Origin of the sequence: Stappia sp. MMSF_3263 (assembly GCF_030733745.1) — a bacterium.
In the GTDB taxonomy this organism is placed as follows: Bacteria; Pseudomonadota; Alphaproteobacteria; order Rhizobiales; family Stappiaceae; genus Stappia.
The window spans coordinates 160,420-177,833 of sequence record NZ_JASHIK010000002.1; the positions used below are offsets into that span (position 1 = coordinate 160,420).

19 protein-coding genes are annotated in these 17,414 nt (G+C 64.7%); 7 read left to right on the forward strand and 12 right to left on the reverse strand.

Annotation, left to right across the window (positions count from 1 at the left end; genetic code table 11):
- Positions 1–154 precede the first annotated feature (154 nt).
- The 3 genes from RBB46_RS03555 to RBB46_RS03565 all read left to right on the forward strand — a co-directional run bounded on the left by RBB46_RS03555 (position 155) and on the right by RBB46_RS03565 (position 3,815).
- Positions 155–556 (forward strand): hypothetical protein, encoded by a 402-nt coding sequence (locus RBB46_RS03555; protein WP_306027509.1) that lies wholly within the window; start codon positions 155–157, stop codon positions 554–556.
- Positions 557–723: 167 nt separating this feature from the next.
- The gene (locus RBB46_RS03560) at positions 724–2,376 is read left to right on the forward strand and encodes a DEAD/DEAH box helicase (RefSeq protein WP_306027510.1); all 1,653 of its coding nucleotides are present in this window, start codon (positions 724–726) and stop codon (positions 2,374–2,376) included.
- A 380-nt stretch (positions 2,377–2,756) separates the two neighbouring features.
- Positions 2,757–3,815 carry a diguanylate cyclase gene (locus RBB46_RS03565; RefSeq protein WP_306027511.1) on the forward strand — a complete coding sequence of 353 codons (1,059 nt, stop codon included), beginning with the start codon at positions 2,757–2,759 and terminating at the stop codon, positions 3,813–3,815.
- Between the two features lie 142 nt (positions 3,816–3,957).
- Here the strand turns inward: RBB46_RS03565 and RBB46_RS03570 are convergent, their stop codons facing one another.
- The 8 genes from RBB46_RS03570 to RBB46_RS03605 all read right to left on the reverse strand — a co-directional run bounded on the left by RBB46_RS03570 (position 3,958) and on the right by RBB46_RS03605 (position 11,511).
- Positions 3,958–4,344: an iron-sulfur cluster assembly accessory protein gene (locus RBB46_RS03570; RefSeq protein WP_306027512.1), complete on the reverse strand. Its 387-nt coding sequence runs from the start codon at positions 4,342–4,344 to the stop codon at positions 3,958–3,960.
- Positions 4,345–4,462: 118 nt separating this feature from the next.
- The gene (locus tag RBB46_RS03575) at positions 4,463–4,828 is read right to left on the reverse strand and encodes an SUF system Fe-S cluster assembly protein (protein ID WP_306027717.1); all 366 of its coding nucleotides are present in this window, start codon (positions 4,826–4,828) and stop codon (positions 4,463–4,465) included.
- 40 nt (positions 4,829–4,868) lie between these two features.
- Positions 4,869–6,122, reverse strand: coding sequence for a cysteine desulfurase (locus RBB46_RS03580; protein ID WP_306027513.1), 1,254 nt, complete (start codon positions 6,120–6,122; stop codon positions 4,869–4,871).
- A gap of 49 nt (positions 6,123–6,171) precedes the next feature.
- Complete coding sequence (gene sufD / locus RBB46_RS03585) at positions 6,172–7,497, reverse strand: Fe-S cluster assembly protein SufD (protein WP_306027514.1); 1,326 nt, start codon at positions 7,495–7,497, stop codon at positions 6,172–6,174.
- Between the two features lie 17 nt (positions 7,498–7,514).
- Entirely contained in the window at positions 7,515–8,270 is a 756-nt protein-coding gene (sufC, locus tag RBB46_RS03590) for a Fe-S cluster assembly ATPase SufC (protein WP_306027515.1), read from the reverse strand.
- 91 nt (positions 8,271–8,361) lie between these two features.
- Positions 8,362–8,718: a hypothetical protein gene (locus tag RBB46_RS03595; protein WP_306027516.1), complete on the reverse strand. Its 357-nt coding sequence runs from the start codon at positions 8,716–8,718 to the stop codon at positions 8,362–8,364.
- A 28-nt stretch (positions 8,719–8,746) separates the two neighbouring features.
- Positions 8,747–10,219, reverse strand: coding sequence for a Fe-S cluster assembly protein SufB (sufB, locus tag RBB46_RS03600; RefSeq protein ID WP_306027517.1), 1,473 nt, complete (start codon positions 10,217–10,219; stop codon positions 8,747–8,749).
- A gap of 98 nt (positions 10,220–10,317) precedes the next feature.
- On the reverse strand, positions 10,318–11,511 hold the full coding sequence (locus tag RBB46_RS03605; RefSeq protein ID WP_306027518.1) for a cysteine desulfurase family protein: 1,194 nt from the start codon (positions 11,509–11,511) through the stop codon (positions 10,318–10,320).
- 336 nt (positions 11,512–11,847) lie between these two features.
- Between RBB46_RS03605 and RBB46_RS03610 the strand changes: the two genes are divergently transcribed.
- Positions 11,848–12,504, forward strand: coding sequence for an alpha/beta hydrolase (locus RBB46_RS03610; protein ID WP_306027519.1), 657 nt, complete (start codon positions 11,848–11,850; stop codon positions 12,502–12,504).
- A gap of 180 nt (positions 12,505–12,684) precedes the next feature.
- Here the strand turns inward: RBB46_RS03610 and RBB46_RS03615 are convergent, their stop codons facing one another.
- The 3 genes from RBB46_RS03615 to coaD form a co-directional block, all read right to left on the reverse strand.
- Complete coding sequence (locus RBB46_RS03615) at positions 12,685–13,122, reverse strand: peptidylprolyl isomerase (RefSeq protein WP_306027718.1); 438 nt, start codon at positions 13,120–13,122, stop codon at positions 12,685–12,687.
- 105 nt (positions 13,123–13,227) lie between these two features.
- Positions 13,228–13,782: a peptidylprolyl isomerase gene (locus tag RBB46_RS03620; RefSeq protein WP_306027520.1), complete on the reverse strand. Its 555-nt coding sequence runs from the start codon at positions 13,780–13,782 to the stop codon at positions 13,228–13,230.
- A gap of 32 nt (positions 13,783–13,814) precedes the next feature.
- Positions 13,815–14,321, reverse strand: coding sequence for a pantetheine-phosphate adenylyltransferase (gene coaD, locus RBB46_RS03625; RefSeq protein WP_306027521.1), 507 nt, complete (start codon positions 14,319–14,321; stop codon positions 13,815–13,817).
- A 139-nt stretch (positions 14,322–14,460) separates the two neighbouring features.
- On the opposite strand from coaD, the gene RBB46_RS03630 reads away from it, so the two are divergent.
- The 3 genes from RBB46_RS03630 (at position 14,461) to RBB46_RS03640 (ending at position 16,031) form a co-directional block, all read left to right on the forward strand.
- Positions 14,461–14,745: a hypothetical protein gene (locus RBB46_RS03630; protein ID WP_306027522.1), complete on the forward strand. Its 285-nt coding sequence runs from the start codon at positions 14,461–14,463 to the stop codon at positions 14,743–14,745.
- 544 nt (positions 14,746–15,289) lie between these two features.
- Positions 15,290–15,601, forward strand: a complete 312-nt coding sequence (locus tag RBB46_RS03635; protein ID WP_306027523.1) for a hypothetical protein — start codon at positions 15,290–15,292, stop codon at positions 15,599–15,601.
- 79 nt (positions 15,602–15,680) lie between these two features.
- The gene (locus tag RBB46_RS03640) at positions 15,681–16,031 is read left to right on the forward strand and encodes a hypothetical protein (protein ID WP_306027524.1); all 351 of its coding nucleotides are present in this window, start codon (positions 15,681–15,683) and stop codon (positions 16,029–16,031) included.
- A 193-nt stretch (positions 16,032–16,224) separates the two neighbouring features.
- Here RBB46_RS03640 and RBB46_RS03645 read toward each other — a convergent pair whose 3' ends face one another.
- Positions 16,225–17,193, reverse strand: coding sequence for a cation diffusion facilitator family transporter (locus RBB46_RS03645; RefSeq protein WP_306027525.1), 969 nt, complete (start codon positions 17,191–17,193; stop codon positions 16,225–16,227).
- Positions 17,194–17,414 lie beyond the last annotated feature (221 nt).

Below are 17,414 nucleotides of genomic sequence, written 5' to 3' on the forward strand. Positions count from 1 at the left end.
GCATCCGCGGGCAAGGTCGGTTGTCACACCCGGTAAAATCCCCCGGTTCCGGTCACCTCCGGCTTGTTATAGAGTTGCCCGCAACATCCCTTCCGACCGGAGCAGTCCTGCCCACGCGCAGCTCCCGCCGGACCCGTCAAGGAGACGCCCGCCGATGCGCATCCCCTTCCCCTCCGCCCCGATTGCCGCGCTCCTCGTGCTGGGCGCGAGCCTGCCTCTTGCCGCCGATCCGGTCGGCGATCTCGTCGGGGCGCTGCCAGAGTCCCTGCTTGGACTGACGCGGCTGGCCGGACCGGATGGCAGCGGCACCGGCTTCGTGGTGGCGCGCGAGGCGGGGCGCGACCGGTTGTTCATCCTGCGCGGCGGGGCCGCCGTGGAGGTCGGGGAAGCGGCGGAAACGGGCGGGCGGATCACATCGCTACGCAGTGAAAAGGATGCACACGGCGTGCTGGCCTTTGTCGATATAGCCGGCGCGGACGGAGCGGAAACCACTTACGAGCTATTTCTCGAAGGCGAGAATGCAGCCGGTTACGTATTTCAGCAGGCAAGTAACTGAGCCGCACCGCCTCCAGCGATGATGGCGATAATTCTTGGCAACGGCCCGTGCGAGACTTTGGATCGTTGACATTTTATTTTGAAACTGTAGTGTGCGCGCCAAAGTGCCGGAGCCCGAAGCACCAACTCGGGACCTGGCTATGTTCCCTGTCATAACATCAAGGTAATATGTCCTTTTCCTCACTTGGATTGAGCGAGAAAGTGCTCGCCGCCGTGGAAGCGGCCGGGTACACCGAACCCACCGCCATTCAGGTCGGCGCCATTCCGCACGTCCTGCAGAAGCGCGACGTGCTGGGGCTCGCCCAGACCGGCACCGGCAAGACCGCATCCTTCACCCTGCCGATGCTGACGCTGCTGGAAAAGGGGCGCGCCCGGGCCCGAATGCCGCGCACGCTCATTCTCGAGCCGACGCGCGAGCTGGCCGCCCAGGTCGAGGAAAACTTCAAAAAGTACGGCGTCAACCACAAGCTGAACGTTGCCCTGTTGATCGGCGGCACGTCCTTCGGTGACCAGGACAAGAAGCTGGATCGCGGCGTCGACGTGCTGATCGCGACGCCGGGGCGCCTGCTCGACCACACCGAACGCGGCAAGCTGCTGCTGCAGGGCGTCGACATCCTCGTCATCGACGAGGCGGACCGCATGCTCGACATGGGCTTCATTCCGGACATCGAGCGGATCTGCAAACTGATCCCGATGACCCGCCAGACCCTGTTCTTCTCGGCGACGATGCCCCCGGAGATCCAGCGCCTGGTCGACACGTTCCTGCACAATCCGGCGCGCGTGGAAGTGGCCCGCACCTCCTCCACCGCCGACACGGTGACGCAGCAGGTCGTGGCCGCCGGCTCCAAGGATTTCGACAAGCGCGCAACGCTGCGCAAGATGATCGACCAGGCCGAGAACCTGACCAACGCCATCATCTTCTGCAACCGCAAGCGCGACGTGCAGACCGTGTTCCGTTCGCTGCAGCGGCACGACTACTCGGTCGGCGCACTGCATGGCGACATGGACCAGCGCTCGCGGATGGCGACGCTGGAGCAGTTTCGCAAGAACGAGCTGACGCTGCTTGTCGCCAGCGACGTTGCGGCGCGCGGCCTCGACATTCCCGCCGTCAGCCATGTCTACAATTACGACGTGCCGACCCATGCCGAGGATTACGTCCACCGCATCGGCCGCACCGGCCGGGCCGGGCGCAGCGGTGTCGCGATCACTCTCATCACCGGCAGCGACCAGAAATATCTGGGCGCTATCGAGAAGCTGATCGAGCGCAAGCTGCCCTGGCTGGAAAACGAGATCGACTTCGAGGCGGAAGCCGCCGAGGCCAAGGGCCGTCGCGGACGCGGCGGCGATGCCGCTGCTCCCGCACGCGGTGGCAAGGGCCGCTCCGGCGGACGCGGCAAGGATGCCGAGGACGAGGGCCGCAGCCGGGCCGCGACCCGCACCCGCAGCAAGCGCGCCACGGCCACGGATGCACCGGCAGCCGATGCAGAGACCGCAGCAAGCCCCGCCGAGATCGCGGAAGCCGTCGAGGCGACCCCGCCCGCCCGCAAGGAGCGCGCAACCCGGGCGCCGCGCCAGCGCAAGCCCGCTGCACCCGCGGCCGAGACGGCTCCGGCCGAAGAGACAAAGGCCGCTCCGGCCCCCGCCCCGCGCCGGGCGCGCGGCGGCAAGCCGGCTTCCGGCAACGAGGGCAACAACGCCAACAAGCGTGGCGACAACAACAAGCGGCGGCGTGGCGGCAATGACGACGAGCCGGTGATCGGTCTCGGCGACCACGTGCCGGCCTTCCTGCTGCGCGGCATCCGCCCGACCAAGGCCGGCTAAGGCCGGCTACCGAGATAGATTCGAAAGAACGAATCCCTCCCGTGCGGCCATCGCAATCCGGGACGGAAACAGGCAGCATTTGCCCATGCCGGCGGTATACTTCTGCCGCCGGCGAAAAATTGCCCGCCGTCAAAAATACGGATTCTTCCTTGCCGTCCAATTGAAGACAGGCCGGAAAACCGCCATTTTCCGCGGGATTTTTTCGCGCCCTCGGCATCCCCGAAATCGCCCTGCACGCGAAATGCAAGAGGCGCATTGACGGAACGTTCCGACAAGCTTAACCGTGCCTTAAGCGTTCAATGAGATACACTCAGACATACATTTCTTGATGGTCGCGTGCATTGACTTGCAGCACGTCACCGATACGTGTGGAACCTTGCATGGCCCAGGAAGACGACCACAAGCGGACGATCGTCTATGGTGACGCGGCGCTCAAGTATATCCGGAAGAACACGCTTCCGGCATATCCTCGTTTCTATGAGCTTTGGTACACTTACGCTGCAGGTTTCAACCATTCCCTGAACCGGGCCGTCAACGAAATCGCCGGCACGAACGGATCAGTCACCACCGAACAGCTTCAGCAGATCTACAACAGCTTCCTGTCCCCGACGAAACTCGGCGACCGGATCGACGAAGTCGGCGAGAAGATCTCCGACGAGATCCGCGACATGGTCGACATTCTCGGCCAGAGCGTGGATTCAGTGTCGGAATACGGCCAGTCCCTGGCCGGCGCCCAGGCGCAGCTGGAGAGCATCAGGGATCCCAAGCAGCTCAAGCAGCTGGTCGCGCATCTGCTCAAGGCAACGCACAACACGGCCGATTCCAACAAGCAGCTGGAAGACCAGCTGGTGGAATCGCGCAAGCAGATCGAGGATCTGCAGGAAAGCCTCGAGGCGATCCGCTACGAATCGCTCACCGACGAGCTGACGACGCTCAGCAACCGCAAGCATTTCGACCACACGATCGAGCGGATGGTGAAGGATGCCTCGGAGAGCCAGGAGCCGCTGTCGCTGCTCTTGACCGATATCGACCATTTCAAGAAGTTCAACGACACTTACGGCCACCAGACCGGCGACCAGGTGTTGCGCCTCGTCGCGCTCGCGGTGAAGCAGAACGTCAAGGGCCACGATGTCGCCTGCCGCTATGGCGGCGAGGAATTCGCGATCCTGCTGCCGCACACCTCGCTGCGCCAGGCCGTGACCGTGGCCGAGCATATCCGCCGCGCGGTGCTGTCGAAGGAACTGGTGAAGCGCTCGACCGGCGAGAATCTCGGCCGGATCACGATCTCCATCGGGGTCTCGACCTTCAAGCCGGCGGACACGACGCAATCGCTGATCGGCCGCGCCGACAGCGCGCTCTACGCGGCGAAGGCGGCCGGGCGCAACCTGGTGCGCTGCGAGACCGATCCGGATGTCGAGGAAGACAGCCGCGTGGCGTGAGCCGCACGGCACGCAAGCGGGACGTGACGCAGCATCGCCGTTTCGCCTGAAACGGCTTCAGACGATCTTTTCCCGATAAAATACAGGCCACCCGCGCCGTGAGCACGCGCGCGGAGTGGCCCCTTCCCCGCTTGGCGCGGTCTCAGCCTTGCGAGGCCCCGGCGCCAAGCGGCTCGCCTTCCGCCGCCTTCAGGTTGACGGATTCGCCGCAACCGCAGGCGGAGACCTCGTTGGGGTTCTTGAAGATGAAGCCCGAGCGGAACTTGGAGACCTCGTGATCCATCTCGGTACCGAGAAGGAAGAGCGCGGCGGAGGGCTCGATGAAGATCTTCACGCCCTTGTCGTCGATGACATCGTCGCCGGGACGCGCCTCGTCCACGAGGCTCATGTCGTATTCCATGCCCGCGCAGCCGCCCTTCTTGATGCCGACCCGAAGGCCGAGGGCGGGCGTTGCGGCATTGTCGATGATCTCGCGGACGCGATCGGCGGCGGCATCGGTGAGTGTCAGGACCTGAAATCTGGAAGCCATGAGTGTCGAATTCCCGAATTTGAGGTGCCGGGCTCGCCGCGTGTCCCGGGCCGGATCGGACACCGATCCCGGCCACGCGGCGGCGCTTCGTTACCCCTAATATAGGGGCAGGACCGGCTCAGTACCAGTTGAGCGCGACCTTCGCCTCTTCCGACATGCGCTCGGGCGTCCAGGGCGGATCGAACACCATCTGCACATCGACATGGCCGATGCCGGAGACGGAGGCAACCGCGTTCTCGACCCAGCCCGGCATTTCGCCGGCAACCGGGCAGCCCGGTGCGGTCAGCGTCATGTCGATCTTCACCGAGCGGTCGTCCTCGATATCGACCTTGTAGATCAGGCCGAGCTCGTAGATGTCGCAGGGGATTTCCGGGTCGTAGACGGTCTTCAGCGCCCCGACGATATCCTCGGTAAGGCTCTTCAGCTCGTCCTCGGTAAAGGCCGATCCGGCCGCCCCGATCTCGGCCTGAGGCTCTTCGGCCATCGCGTCCGCCGGCAGTGTCGTGTGTTCGCTCATCTCGCCCTCATGCGAAGAAATCGTGGGCCTTTTGCAGCGCCTCGACCAGGCGGTCGACCTCGTCGACCGTGTTGTACAGACCGAAGCTGGCGCGGCATGTCGATGTTACACCATATCGTGCGAGCAGGGGCTGCGCGCAATGGGTGCCGGCGCGCACCGCAACGCCCTCGCGGTCGATGATCATCGACACGTCGTGGGCGTGCACACCCTTCATCTCGAACGCGACGATGGCGCCCTTGCCCGGGGCCTCGCCGAAGATGCGGATCGAGTTGATCTGCTTCAGCTGCCGATGCGCATAGTCGCGCAAGGTGGCCTCATGCGCGGCGATGCGGTCGCGGCCGATACCGTCCATGTAGTCGAGCGCGGCGGCAAGGCCGATCGCCTGGACGATGGGCGGGGTGCCGGCCTCAAACCGGTGCGGCGGGCTGTTGTAGGTGACGTTGTCCTCGGTGACATCGAGGATCATCTCGCCGCCGCCGTTGAACGGACGCATCCGCTGCAGATGTTCCATCTTGCCCCACAGCGCGCCGATGCCGGAGGGGCCATAGACCTTGTGGCCGGTGAAGACGAAGAAGTCGCAGCCCAGATCCTGCACGTCGACGGGCATGTGCACCGCCGACTGGCTGCCGTCGACCAGAACCGGAATGCCGCGCGCATGGGCGATCTGGCACAGCTCGCGGACCGGCACGACGGTGCCGAGCACGTTGGACATCTGGGTGATGGCGACGAGCTTCGTCCTCGGCGACAGGGCCGCCTCGAAGGCCTCTAGGTCGAAGGAGCCGTCCTCGCGCACAGGAACCCATTTCAGCACGGCGCCTTGCCGTTCCCGCAGGAAGTGCCAAGGTACGATGTTGGAATGGTGCTCCATGATCGAGAGCACGATCTCGTCGCCCTCCCCGATCCGTTCGGCGCCAAAGGTCTGGGAAACGAGATTGATCGCCTCCGTCGTCGAGCGGGTGAAGATCACCTCGTCGACGGAAGGCGCGTTGAGGAAGCGGCGCACGGTCTCGCGCGCCGCCTCGAAATTGTCCGTGGCGGTGTTCGACAGGTAGTGCAGGCCGCGATGGACATTGGCGTATTCGTGGGAATAAGCCTTCGTCACCGCATCGATCACCGCCTGGGGCTTTTGCGCCGACGCGCCATTGTCCAGATAGACGAGCGGCTTGCCGTAGACTTCGCGCGAGAGGATCGGAAAGTCACGGCGCACGGCCGTCACGTCATAGGGCGCGGCGAGCGTGTCGGGATTGGCGGTCAGCGTCATGTCGGTCCCCTTCCGGAGGGAAGTCTGGCCCGTTTCCGGGCATGCCAAATCAGGCGGCCTGGTCGAGCCAGGCGCGGATGCGCGCCTCGAATGCCTCGACAATGACCTCCTCGCCGATTTCCTCGACGGCCTCGGCGAGGAAGGCGAGCACCAGCAGGGTGCGGGCTTCCTTTTCCGGAATGCCGCGCGCACGGAGATAGAACAGAAGGTCCTCGTCGATCTCGCCACTGGTCGCGCCATGAGCGCACTGGACGTCGTCGGCGAAGATCTCCAGCTCCGGCTTCAGCGCCATCTCCGCGTCTTCCGACAGGAGAAGCGACTGGGTCATCATCTGGCCGTCGGTCTTCTGCGCGTGCGGGCGGACGATGATCTTGCCCTGGAAGATGCCCTTGGCGCCGTCGTCGACAACCGTCTTGAACAGTTCCCGGCTGTCGCAATTGGGCACCGCATGGTCGATCACCAGCGTCTGGTCGACATGCTGGCCCTTGCGCACCATGGTGATGCCCAGCAGGTCGGCGCGGGCGTGCTCGCCGGTGAAGGCGACGAAGGCCTGGTGCCGGGCAAAGCCGGAGCCGATGCCAGCCCCGATCACCTTGACGGCGGTCTTGGCGCCAAGCGTGACGACGGCGGTGCCGACATGGGTGGTGCCGGCGGCCTCCGCCTGCAGGCGGGCCACGGTCAGCTTCGCCCCGTCCGCGGCGCGAATGTCGGTCAGCGTGTTGGAGAAGGTGCCCTCGGTGCCGCCGAGGAACGTCTCCAGGACGATGGCCTCGGCGCCTTCCCCTGCCCGGATCACCACCCGTCCGGCGGTGCTGGCCGCGTCCTGGCCGAGCGCATGGACGATCTCGACCGGCTTCGACAGGGTGACCCCGGCGGGAACGACGAGTTCCAGCCCGTCGGCGCAGAAGATGGCGTTGAGGCCGACGGCGGCGTCCTTCGTGGCAATCGCCGGAAGGTCCATCAGCGCTTCGCCGGCTTCGGCCAGCGCCTCGGCGAGCGGACGCGCGAGCGCGCCGTCCGCGGCAAGCGCGGCCATGTCGGAAAGGCCCGCATGGAAATGGCCGTCGACGATCACCAGCCGGTGGCGGTCGACGTCGCCATAGACGTTGTCGAGCCCGGCCAGAACGGATTTGGCACCCGCCTCGTCACGTCGCGCGGCGAAGGGCGCGATGCTCTTCAGCCGGTTGCGCAGGTCGGAATACTTCCATTCCTCGACGCGGCGATGCGGCAGGCCCGTCTGGCGGAAGGCGTCGAAGGCAGCCTTGCGGCGGCCGGCGACGGCCTCGTTGCCCGGCAGCGCGTCGCGCTCCTTGTACCAGGCTTCCGTCAGTTCGGTTTCTGCGCGGGTTTCAAGTGCGCGCGGTTCGATGGTCATGTCAGGTCCCCGCCTTGTCACGCGGCCGCGTCGACGAAGTCGGCATAGCCGTTCTTCTCGAGCTCGAGCGCCAGGTCCTTGTCGCCGGTCTTGACGATGCGGCCCTTAGACAGGACGTGAACGACGTCCGGCACGATGTGGTCGAGCAGGCGCTGATAGTGGGTGATGACGACGAAAGCGCGCTCGGGCGAACGCAGCGCGTTGACGCCATCGGAAACGACCTTCAGCGCGTCGATGTCGAGGCCGGAATCGGTCTCGTCGAGAACGCAGAGCGAAGGCTCGAGCAACGCCATCTGGAGGATTTCCGAGCGCTTCTTCTCGCCGCCGGAGAAGCCGACATTGAGCGGGCGCTTCAGCATGTCCATGGTGATCTGGAGCTTGGCGGCCTTGTCCTTGACGCGCTTCATGAAGTCAGGCGTCGACAGCTCGCCCTCGCCACGCGCCTTGCGCTGCGCGTTGAGCGCGGTCTTGAGGAAGGTCATGGTCGCCACGCCCGGGATCTCGATCGGGTACTGGAAGGCGAGGAAGAGGCCGGCGGCGGCGCGCTCGTCCGGCGACAGCTCCAGAAGGCTCTCGCCATTGTAGAGAATGTCGCCTTCGGTGACCTCGTAATCGGTCTTGCCGGCGAGGATATAGGAGAGAGTCGACTTGCCGGAGCCGTTCGGGCCCATGATGGCGTGCACTTCGCCCGGCTTCACGACAAGGTCGATCCCGCGCAGGATCTCGGTGCCGTCGTCGGCGATGCGGGCGTGCAGGTTCTTGATCTCAAGCATTTCGGTTTCCTGTAGGTATATCCGGTGTTGTTGATCGCCATCGCGATCCGTCAGTGGTTCGGCTGGAGGGGCGGCAGAACGAACGCGCTCCTCAACATCCCGTTCCGGGGTTGTATTTCAGCTTCTTGCAGGTGTTCGGGATCTGGTTGACCACGTCGAAATAGTCGACTTCCCCGGCGTTGTTCAGCCGGTCCCGGTAGTAGCGCGTCATCTTGCGAACGTTGTCCCAATCCCAGTCGCCCTCGCACTGGTAGTAGCCGTCCACGATGTTCGAACGACGAAACTCTATCGCCACCGGACAGCCGTCATTCCGGTAGACGTTGAGCATCAACTCGTTCTGGTCGACCACAACCCGGCCGTTCAGGACGACATGATCGGCGCTGGCGGGCACGGAGCCGGCCAGCAGCGCGAGCAGACCGAAAAGAGCCGCTGCATCACGTGCCGTCATCGGTTTCTCCTCGATCACGAACCGTCCGTCAGCCGACGGAACCTTCGAGGCTGATCGAGATCAGCTTCTGCGCCTCGACGGCGAACTCCATCGGCAGCTGCTGGATGACGTCCTTGACGAAGCCGTTGACGATCAGCGCCACCGCTTCCTCGTCAGAGAGGCCTCGCTGCTGGCAGTAGAACATCTGGTCGTCGGAGATCTTCGAGGTGGTCGCCTCGTGCTCGAACACGGCGGTCGAATTCTTCGATTCGATGTAGGGCACTGTGTGCGCACCGCAGTCCTGGCCGATCAGCAGGCTGTCGCACTGGGTGAAATTGCGCGCGTTGGAAGCCTTGCGATGGGCCGAGACGAGGCCGCGATAGGTGTTCTCGGACTTGCCCGCCGAAATGCCCTTGGAGATGATCCGGCTCGACGTGTTCTTGCCCAGGTGGATCATCTTGGTGCCGCTGTCGATCTGCTGACGACCGTTGGACACTGCGATCGAGTAGAACTCGCCGCGCGAATTGTCGCCGCGCAGGATACAGGACGGATATTTCCAGGTGATCGCCGAACCGGTCTCGACCTGGGTCCAGGAGATCTTGGAATTCTTGCCCCGGCAGTCGCCGCGCTTGGTGACGAAATTGTAGATGCCGCCCTTGCCCTCGCTGTCGCCCGGGAACCAGTTCTGGACGGTGGAGTACTTGATCTCCGCATCGTCCAGCGCGATCAGCTCGACCACGGCCGCGTGCAGCTGGTTCTCGTCGCGCTGCGGCGCCGTGCAGCCCTCCAGATAGGAGACGTAGGCGCCCTTCTCGGCGATGATCAGCGTGCGCTCGAACTGGCCGGTGTTCTTCTCGTTGATGCGGAAATAGGTCGACAGCTCCATCGGGCAGCGCACGCCCTCGGGAACGTAGACGAAGGAACCGTCGGTGAAGACCGCCGAATTCAGCGTCGCGTAGTAATTGTCGGTGACCGGCACGACGGTGCCCAGATACTTCTTCACCAGGTCGGGATGCTCGCGCATCGCCTCGGAGATGGAGCAGAAGATGACGCCGGCGGCGGCAAGTTCCTTCTTGAAGGTGGTGACCACCGAGACGCTGTCGAAGACGGCGTCGACGGCGACGCGGTTCTTCGGCTCGACGCCGGCCAGGATCTCCTGCTCGCGCAGCGGGATGCCGAGCTTCTCGTAGGTGGCGAGAAGCTCCGGATCGACCTCGTCGAGGCTCTTCGGCCCCGGCGCCGATTTCGGCGCGGAGTAGTAGTAGATGTCGTTGAAGTCGATCTTGGGATAGCTGACGCGGGCCCAGGTCGGCTCGCTCATCGTGAGCCAGCGACGATAGGCGTCAAGCCGCCATTCCAGCATCCATTCCGGCTCGTCCTTCTTGGCCGAGATGAAGCGGATGATGTCCTCGTTGAGGCCCTTGGGCGCCTTGTCGGACTCGATGTCGGTAAAGAAGCCGTACTTGTACTGATCCACATCGATCGACCGGACGCGGTCGATCGTTTCCTGAACTGCAGGCATGCGTGTCTCCATCCGCTGCGGTGTCAAGGACCGCGGGTTGTCGCACTATGTAAGGGCGCGGCGGCATCGCCGCATCCCTGTCGTGATGGTCCGGACCCTCAGGCGGCGCGTCCCGCGCCTGCCTGCCTGATCCGTCCCGAAATCTGCCGCCAGGCGGCAAGAAAGCGTTCGATCTCCGCCTCGCCGTTGTCGCGGCCAAGGCTGACCCTGATGGCGCCGCGCGCCAAATCCGCCGATACGCCCATCGCGGTAAGGACCGGCGAGACGCCGACCTTGCCGCTGGAACAGGCGGAGCCCGAGGACACGGCGATGCCCGCAAGGTCGAGGGCGATCAGCGCGGTCTCCGCCGAAACGCCGGGCACGGCGAAACAGCTTGTGTTGGCCAGACGCGGCACGCCGGTCCCGAAGACGACGGTGTCGCTCCATATATGGCAAAGCGCACGTTCCAGACCATCCCGAAACGTGGCAATTTCATCCCAGCAGCCGGTTTCCGCTGCGACGAGTTCGGCAGCGAGGCCGAAACCCGCGATGGCGGCAACGTTTTCCGTGCCGGCACGGTTCCAGTTTTCCTGGCCACCGCCGGTCAGAAGCGGCGCCGGGCGCAAACCCGCATCGCGCAGAACCAGGGCGCCGACGCCCTGCGGTCCGCCGATCTTGTGGGCCGAAAGGGCAAGGCTGTGGGCGCCCCAACCGGCCATGTCGATGGCGATGCGGCCGGCCGCCTGCACCGCGTCGACATGAAGGATAGCGCTGGTGCCGTCAAGCACCCGGGCGATCTCGGCGAGGGGCTGCAGCACGCCGGTTTCGCTGTTGGCGGCCTGGATCGCGACCAGCGGCAACGCACCGGCCACTGACAGCGCATGGACCCGCGCGGCCAGCGCGGCGACATCCACGACCCCGTCGCTATCGACCGGCAGGATCTCGCGCTGGCTTTCCGGAAACCGGCCGCCGGCCGTCACCGAAGGATGTTCGGTGCCGCCGATCAGGACACGGGTGAACTGGCGCTCTCCCCTGCCCGCCTTCCACAGCGGCGACAGGGCGGTGACATTGGCCTCGGTCGCACCGGAGGTGAAGGCGACATGGGGCGCGGGCACGCCGCAGAGCCCGGCGACCTGGGCGCGCGCGGCCTCGACCAGCGCGCGCGCGGCGCGTCCCTCGCCATGGACGGAGGACGGATTGCCGACACGCGTCAGCAGGTCGCCGACAAGCCCGGCCACGCGCGGGCGCAAGGGCGCCCCCGCATTGTGATCGAGATAGATCCTGCCTGCATCCGTCATCGTCAAACGTGCCATTTCCGCCGGAACCCGGAAATGCCGGGTCCATTCATGAAAACCGCGCCCGGCTTCCCTCTTGTGCGATGCAATCCTTGCAATTCCGCGTGGAGATCGGTTTAAGACATGCCTATATACCACGCTGACCGGACAGGCTGATCCGACAGACCGCCCACCTGAACCGAAGGAAGCCCGGCGCAAGCCGTCAACTTTCGAACGATTCTAAAGAAGTTGTAGGAACCAGGGGCATCCGAGTCAAGCCGGAGCCAGGCAGCAACCCTGAGTTTTCGCGACATGCGCCGTCCGGATCCCGAAGGCCAGAAACAAGGAACAGAAGCCCCATGCACGAGGTGGTCCATGCCTGAAGTGATTTTCAACGGTCCGGCCGGCCGGATCGAAGGCCGCTTTCAGCCGGCGAAATCGCGAACGGCGCCGATCGCGTTGATCCTGCACCTGCATCCGCAGTTCGGCGGGACGATGAACAACCAGATCGTCTATCAGCTGTACTACATGTTCGCGAAGCGCGGCTTCGCGGTGCTGCGCTTCAACTTCCGAGGCGTCGGTCGCAGCCAGGGCTCCTTCGACCACGGCCAGGGGGAACTCTCCGATGCGGCGGCCGCGCTGGACTGGGTGCAGACAGTGCATCCCGACGCGCGCTCGTGCTGGATCGCCGGTTTCTCCTTCGGCGCCTGGATCGGCATGCAGCTCTTGATGCGCCGCCCGGAGGTGGAAGGCTTCATCTCGGCCGCGCCGCCCGCCAACCTGCACGACTTCTCGTTCCTGGCGCCCTGCCCCTCCTCCGGCCTCATCATCCACGGCGATGCCGACGAGGTGGTGCCGAACAAGGACGTGCAGACGCTGGTCGACAAGCTGAAGACGCAAAAGGGCATCGTGATCGATCACAAGATCATTCCCGGCGCCAACCACTTCTTCGAGAACCACATGGACGAGCTGATGGGCGAATGCGGCTCCTATCTCGACAAGCGGCTCGGGGTGACCACCGAACGCGCCTGACGCTCGCCAGCCGCGATCCCGCGGCCATCGCCCCGGAAACCAGTGACCCGCCCCGCGCTGTGGCGGGGTGACTACCCGGACGAAAGGCAAAGCGCCTGGCCATAAACAAAACCCGCGCTCACCGATTGGAGAGCGCGGGTTTTTTTCGTTTTCAGTCGCAGGCCAGGGCCGGCGGCGAAATCAGGCGAGGTCGGCGGCGACCTTCAGCGAGACGATCTTGTCCGGATTGACCACCGGCTCGCCGCGCTTGATCTTGTCGACATTCTCCATGCCCGACAGGACCTGACCCCAGACGGTGTACTGGCCGTCAAGGAAGGAAGCGTTGTCGAAGCAGATGAAGAACTGGCTGTCGCCGGAGTTCGGATCCTGGGCGCGCGCCATCGAGCAGGTGCCGCGCAAGTGCTTGCCGGCGTTGAACTCGGCCGGAAGCTTCTTGCCGGAACCGCCGGTGCCGGTGCCCTTGGGGCAGCCGGTCTGCGCCATGAAGCCCTCGATCACGCGGTGGAAGACGATGCCGTCGTAAAAGCCGTCACGCGCCAGTTCCTTGATGCGGGCGACATGGCCCGGGGCCAGGTCAGGCCTCATCTCGATGACAACCTGACCCTGGGTGGTCTCCATCACCAGGGTGTTTTCTGCGTCCTTATAGTCAGCCACCTGAGCGTCTCCTTGTTCGGTGGTGGGCGGCGCGGTCCGGGCGCACCCGGTCAACGCCTGCGTCACTGTTCACTTTGCGTCGGCGGCAACCTGCAGCCTGACGATCTTGTCCGGGTCCTGGACCGGCTCGCCGCGCTTGATCGCGTCGACGAACTCCATGCCCTCGACCACCTCGCCGAAGACCGTGTACTGGCCGTTCAGCCAGTCGCCGTCGGCGAACATGATGAAAAACTGCGAATTGGCGCTGTTCGGGCTCTGCGAGCGGGCCATGCCGAGCGTGCCGCGCGCGAAGGACGCATCGGAAAACTCCGCCTTGAGGTCCGGCAACTCGGAGCCGCCCATGCCGGTGCCGGTCGGGTCGCCGGTCTGGGCCATGAAGCCGTCGATCACCCGATGGAAGACGATACCGTCGTAAAAGCCCTGGCGGGTCAGCGTCTTGATGCGCTCGACATGAGCGGGCGCCAGATCCGGGCGCAACCGGATGACGACGCGGCCGTCCTTCAGGTCGAGATAAAGCGTGTTCTCGGCGTCGGCCTGCTGCGCCGAGGCCGTGCCGAGCGAGGCCGGCAGCGCGAGCACCATGGCAAGGGAAAATGCCGAAATCAGGGAAAGCAATCGGGTCATCACGAGGGGCTCCCGGAACGGATGAAGCGGTGTCAGGATTTTTCGGCGAGGCGCCGGGCCAGGCAGTCGGCGACATGCGCCGGCACGAAATGGCGGACGTCGCCCCCCATCTTCGCGATCTGCCGCACCAAGGTGGCGGTGATGTGACGGACCTCGGGCGAGGCCGGCAGGAACACCGTCTGGACCTCCGGCGCGAGCGAGCGGTTCATGCCGGCCATCTGCATCTCGTAGTCGAGATCGGTGCCGTCGCGCAGGCCCCGGACCAGGAAGGCCGCACCCTGGCGGCGGGCCGTCTCGATGACGAGATCGTCGAAGGCGACGACCTCAAGGCGGGCCGCGTCATCGGCGCCGAACGCCGCGCGGGCGACCTCGCCGATCATCGCGACGCGCTCCTCGAAGGAGAACATCGGCACCTTGCCGGGATGGACGCCGATCGCCACCACGACGCGATCGGCAAGATCGAGCGCGTGTCGCAGGATGTCGATATGGCCGTTGGTGACCGGGTCGAAGGAGCCCGGATAGAGCGCTGTGCGAGTCATTCCGTGTGTGTACAGAGGCCGTCGCGGCTAGACAAGCATCGGATTGAGCCTGTGTTGCGAAAATGACGCTGGGATGGAACTTATTTCTCAATGCCGCGTTTTCTGCTAGACTGTTGCCAATAAGCATAAGGAGGCGTCCATGCGTGGCATTGCAGCTTTGGGCCTTGGCGGCCTCGCCGCCGCAGCCATCGTCGTCGCGGCAGCCGGCTTTGTCCTGCAGCCGACGGACAGTATCGCAGCCAAGAAGGGCGACCGCCTGTCCAGGGTGGTGCAGGTCGCCTGCGGCACGTCCACCGTCTCCGACACCAAGAGCTGCGACGAGCTTGCCCGCGCTCTCGCGCCAAACTCCGGTCCCGTCTATGCCACCGTCGCCTCGACGGAAGGCACAACGACGGTACTTCGGCGCATGCGCGTTTCTGAGTGATCCGAAACACCTGACCTCGGACCTCCAGACAGCGTGACGGCGGGTTCCCCGGCCCGCCGTCACGTTTTTGTGCAGCGCACATCGACCGCGACCGATCCACGGTCTCCGCCTGCGGTCCCCCGGGCTCTTCCCCTTTCCTTTGCCGGCAAGGACCGGCGTCGATCCGATTGTCGGTCGGCAGGCAGGTCCAATCCCGAATTTCAGGACCCGTTCACGCGAAGGTGACCGGCATTTACCATCGTCACGCCGGTCACCGGACGTTTCATCGTTTCCCGGACAGCGTCAGCGGATGCGCATTGCCGCATGGCGGCGCGGTTGAAGAAAAGCCGGACACGCACCATATGCGGGATATCGGGTTCAGCCGGGGGACTGGCGCAGCATTGGGCCAATGCCATGCAAAGAGCGCATGGCAGCTATGTTTCTTTGTGCCCGGCTATCATTTAACTCCCTGCAATCGTTCACCAAATCAGCACGCTCCGTTCACGCTTTTCTGAAGCGTGGGGATATTGCCGTGGGCTGCAAAAGAGCCCATATGACGCCCATGATGACGATTCACAAAATTCATCAGCTGTCGCTACCGATAGCCATGTGGGGCGCCGGCATCGCCGTGTTCGCCACCACGCTCAGTCTCGGCGTTGCCTTTTCGGACGTGGAAGCCTCCGTCGAGGCGCTCGAGCAGCAACCGGCGATGACGCAGTCCCGCGCCATCGCCTCGACCATCGAGCCCGCATGCGAGGGCATCATTTTCCGCGAGGAGGATCCGGACTGCTTCAGCGGGGGATCCGCCTCCGAAGCGGCGCCAATGCCCACGCTCGCGGCCGAACCGGCAGGTTCGCCCCAATCCGCCGGATCGTGACGCAGGTCACGGTTTCCTTGCCGGTTCCGGGGCATTCTGGCCCCATCAAAAGACGGTAACCAGCAGGGACGTGACGACAATGACCTTCATTCATGACGAGCACGAACAGCATACCCACCGCATCCGCGACCTGGCGATCGCCACCGTCGCAGCCCTTGCGGTTTTCGGCGGCATGGTGAGCATCGCCCACTCGATCCGCACCGCTTCCGCCAGCGCTGTCGAGGCACCGGTGGTGGCCGCCAAGACCGACCGCATCGCCTCGGCACTGCCGGGAGCTTGCAGCGGCGAAAGCTGGGGCAACTGGTCTCCGGCCTGCGTCGCGGCGATCAGCGGCAACGGCAGCACGCGGCAGGTGCGGTTCGAAACCTTCGAGGCCCGCCAGCCGGCCGCCAACACGTCCGTTCTGGAGCGCGTTCCCGCCAACTCGTAAGACGGACCGCCGGAAACGATCCGGCCGCAAGACATGACTGCAAAAGGCGACGCCCTGCGAGACGCAGGCGTCGCCTTTGCCGTTTTCAGAGACTTCAGGGAGCGTAAATCCCGCTAGGTGCCCGAACCGGGGAGACGCTCAGCCCTTCCCGCCCCGGTTTGCTCCCCGTTCGCTCTCTCGTTCACTTCTCCATTCACTCCCCGTCCGGGGTACCGGTCAGAGCGCGCCGTTCGGCCGCCAGCATCTCGTCGTGATGATGGCTGGCCTGCACCTCGATGAAGACCCGGCGGACGATCGGGAACCGGTCCTTGATGCCGATCTCCAGCGCGTGGATCGCCTCCTCCACCTTGCCGGCGGTCAGGTTGTTCTCGAAATCGATCGACAGGGCGAGCAGCACATCCTGCGGGCCGCGATGCAGGGTGCGGATCTCGTTCATGCGATCGACGGTCGGCGTTGCCTCGACCAGGGCGCGGATGGTCTCCACGACCTGCGGGTCGGCGCCCTCCCCGACGATCAGCCCCTTGGTCTCGTAGGCAAGGAAAGCAGCCGTGGCGGCGAGGATCAGGCCGATGGCCACGGAGGCGGCCCCGTCCAGCCAGGGAAGGTCGAATATCTGCACGCAGGCGAGGCCGACCAGCGCCACGAGAAGGCCGGCCATGGCGGCGGTGTCCTCGAACAGCACGGTGAAGACCGCCGGGTCCTTGCTTTCACGCACGGCCTGCAGGATGCCGCGCTTGCCGCGCGAGCGATTGAACTCCTTGTAGGCGATCCACCAGGCAACGGATTCGAAGACGATGGCGAGCCCGAGCACCACATAGGCGATGATCGGAGAGGAGATCGGATGGGGATGCAGGATCTTCTGCACCCCCTCGTAGATGGAGATGCCCGAACCGACGGCGAAAATCAGGATCGCAACCACGAAGGCCCAGAAGTAGAGCTCGACGCCATATCCGAAAGGATGTTTTTCATCCGCCTGTTGTGAGGATTTCTTCAACCCATACAGGAGGAGACCCTGATTGCCCGTGTCAACTAGCGAGTGAATGCCCTCCGACAGCATCGCCGAGGAGCCCGTATAGGCGGCGGCAAAGAACTTGGTCACGGCTATGAGCGCGTTGCCGACCAGAGCGGCGTAGATGACTTTCTTCGAACCGGTCGCCGCCATGCGGACCTCTCCCTGTGCTGTGCCTGCCGACGCGCTCGAGGAACGCACCGATGTGAAGCGGCGTGACTCGCATCCGCGCCTGACAGACGCTAGTGAAGGACGTTCAGCCCCGGAAGATCAACCCGCTGGAGGCGACATGGCGATGACACGGCAAATGCGCGGGCTTTCCGAGGCGCCAACGTCCCACTGCCTTGCGGGCACCGGTGGCATGTCGGATACAC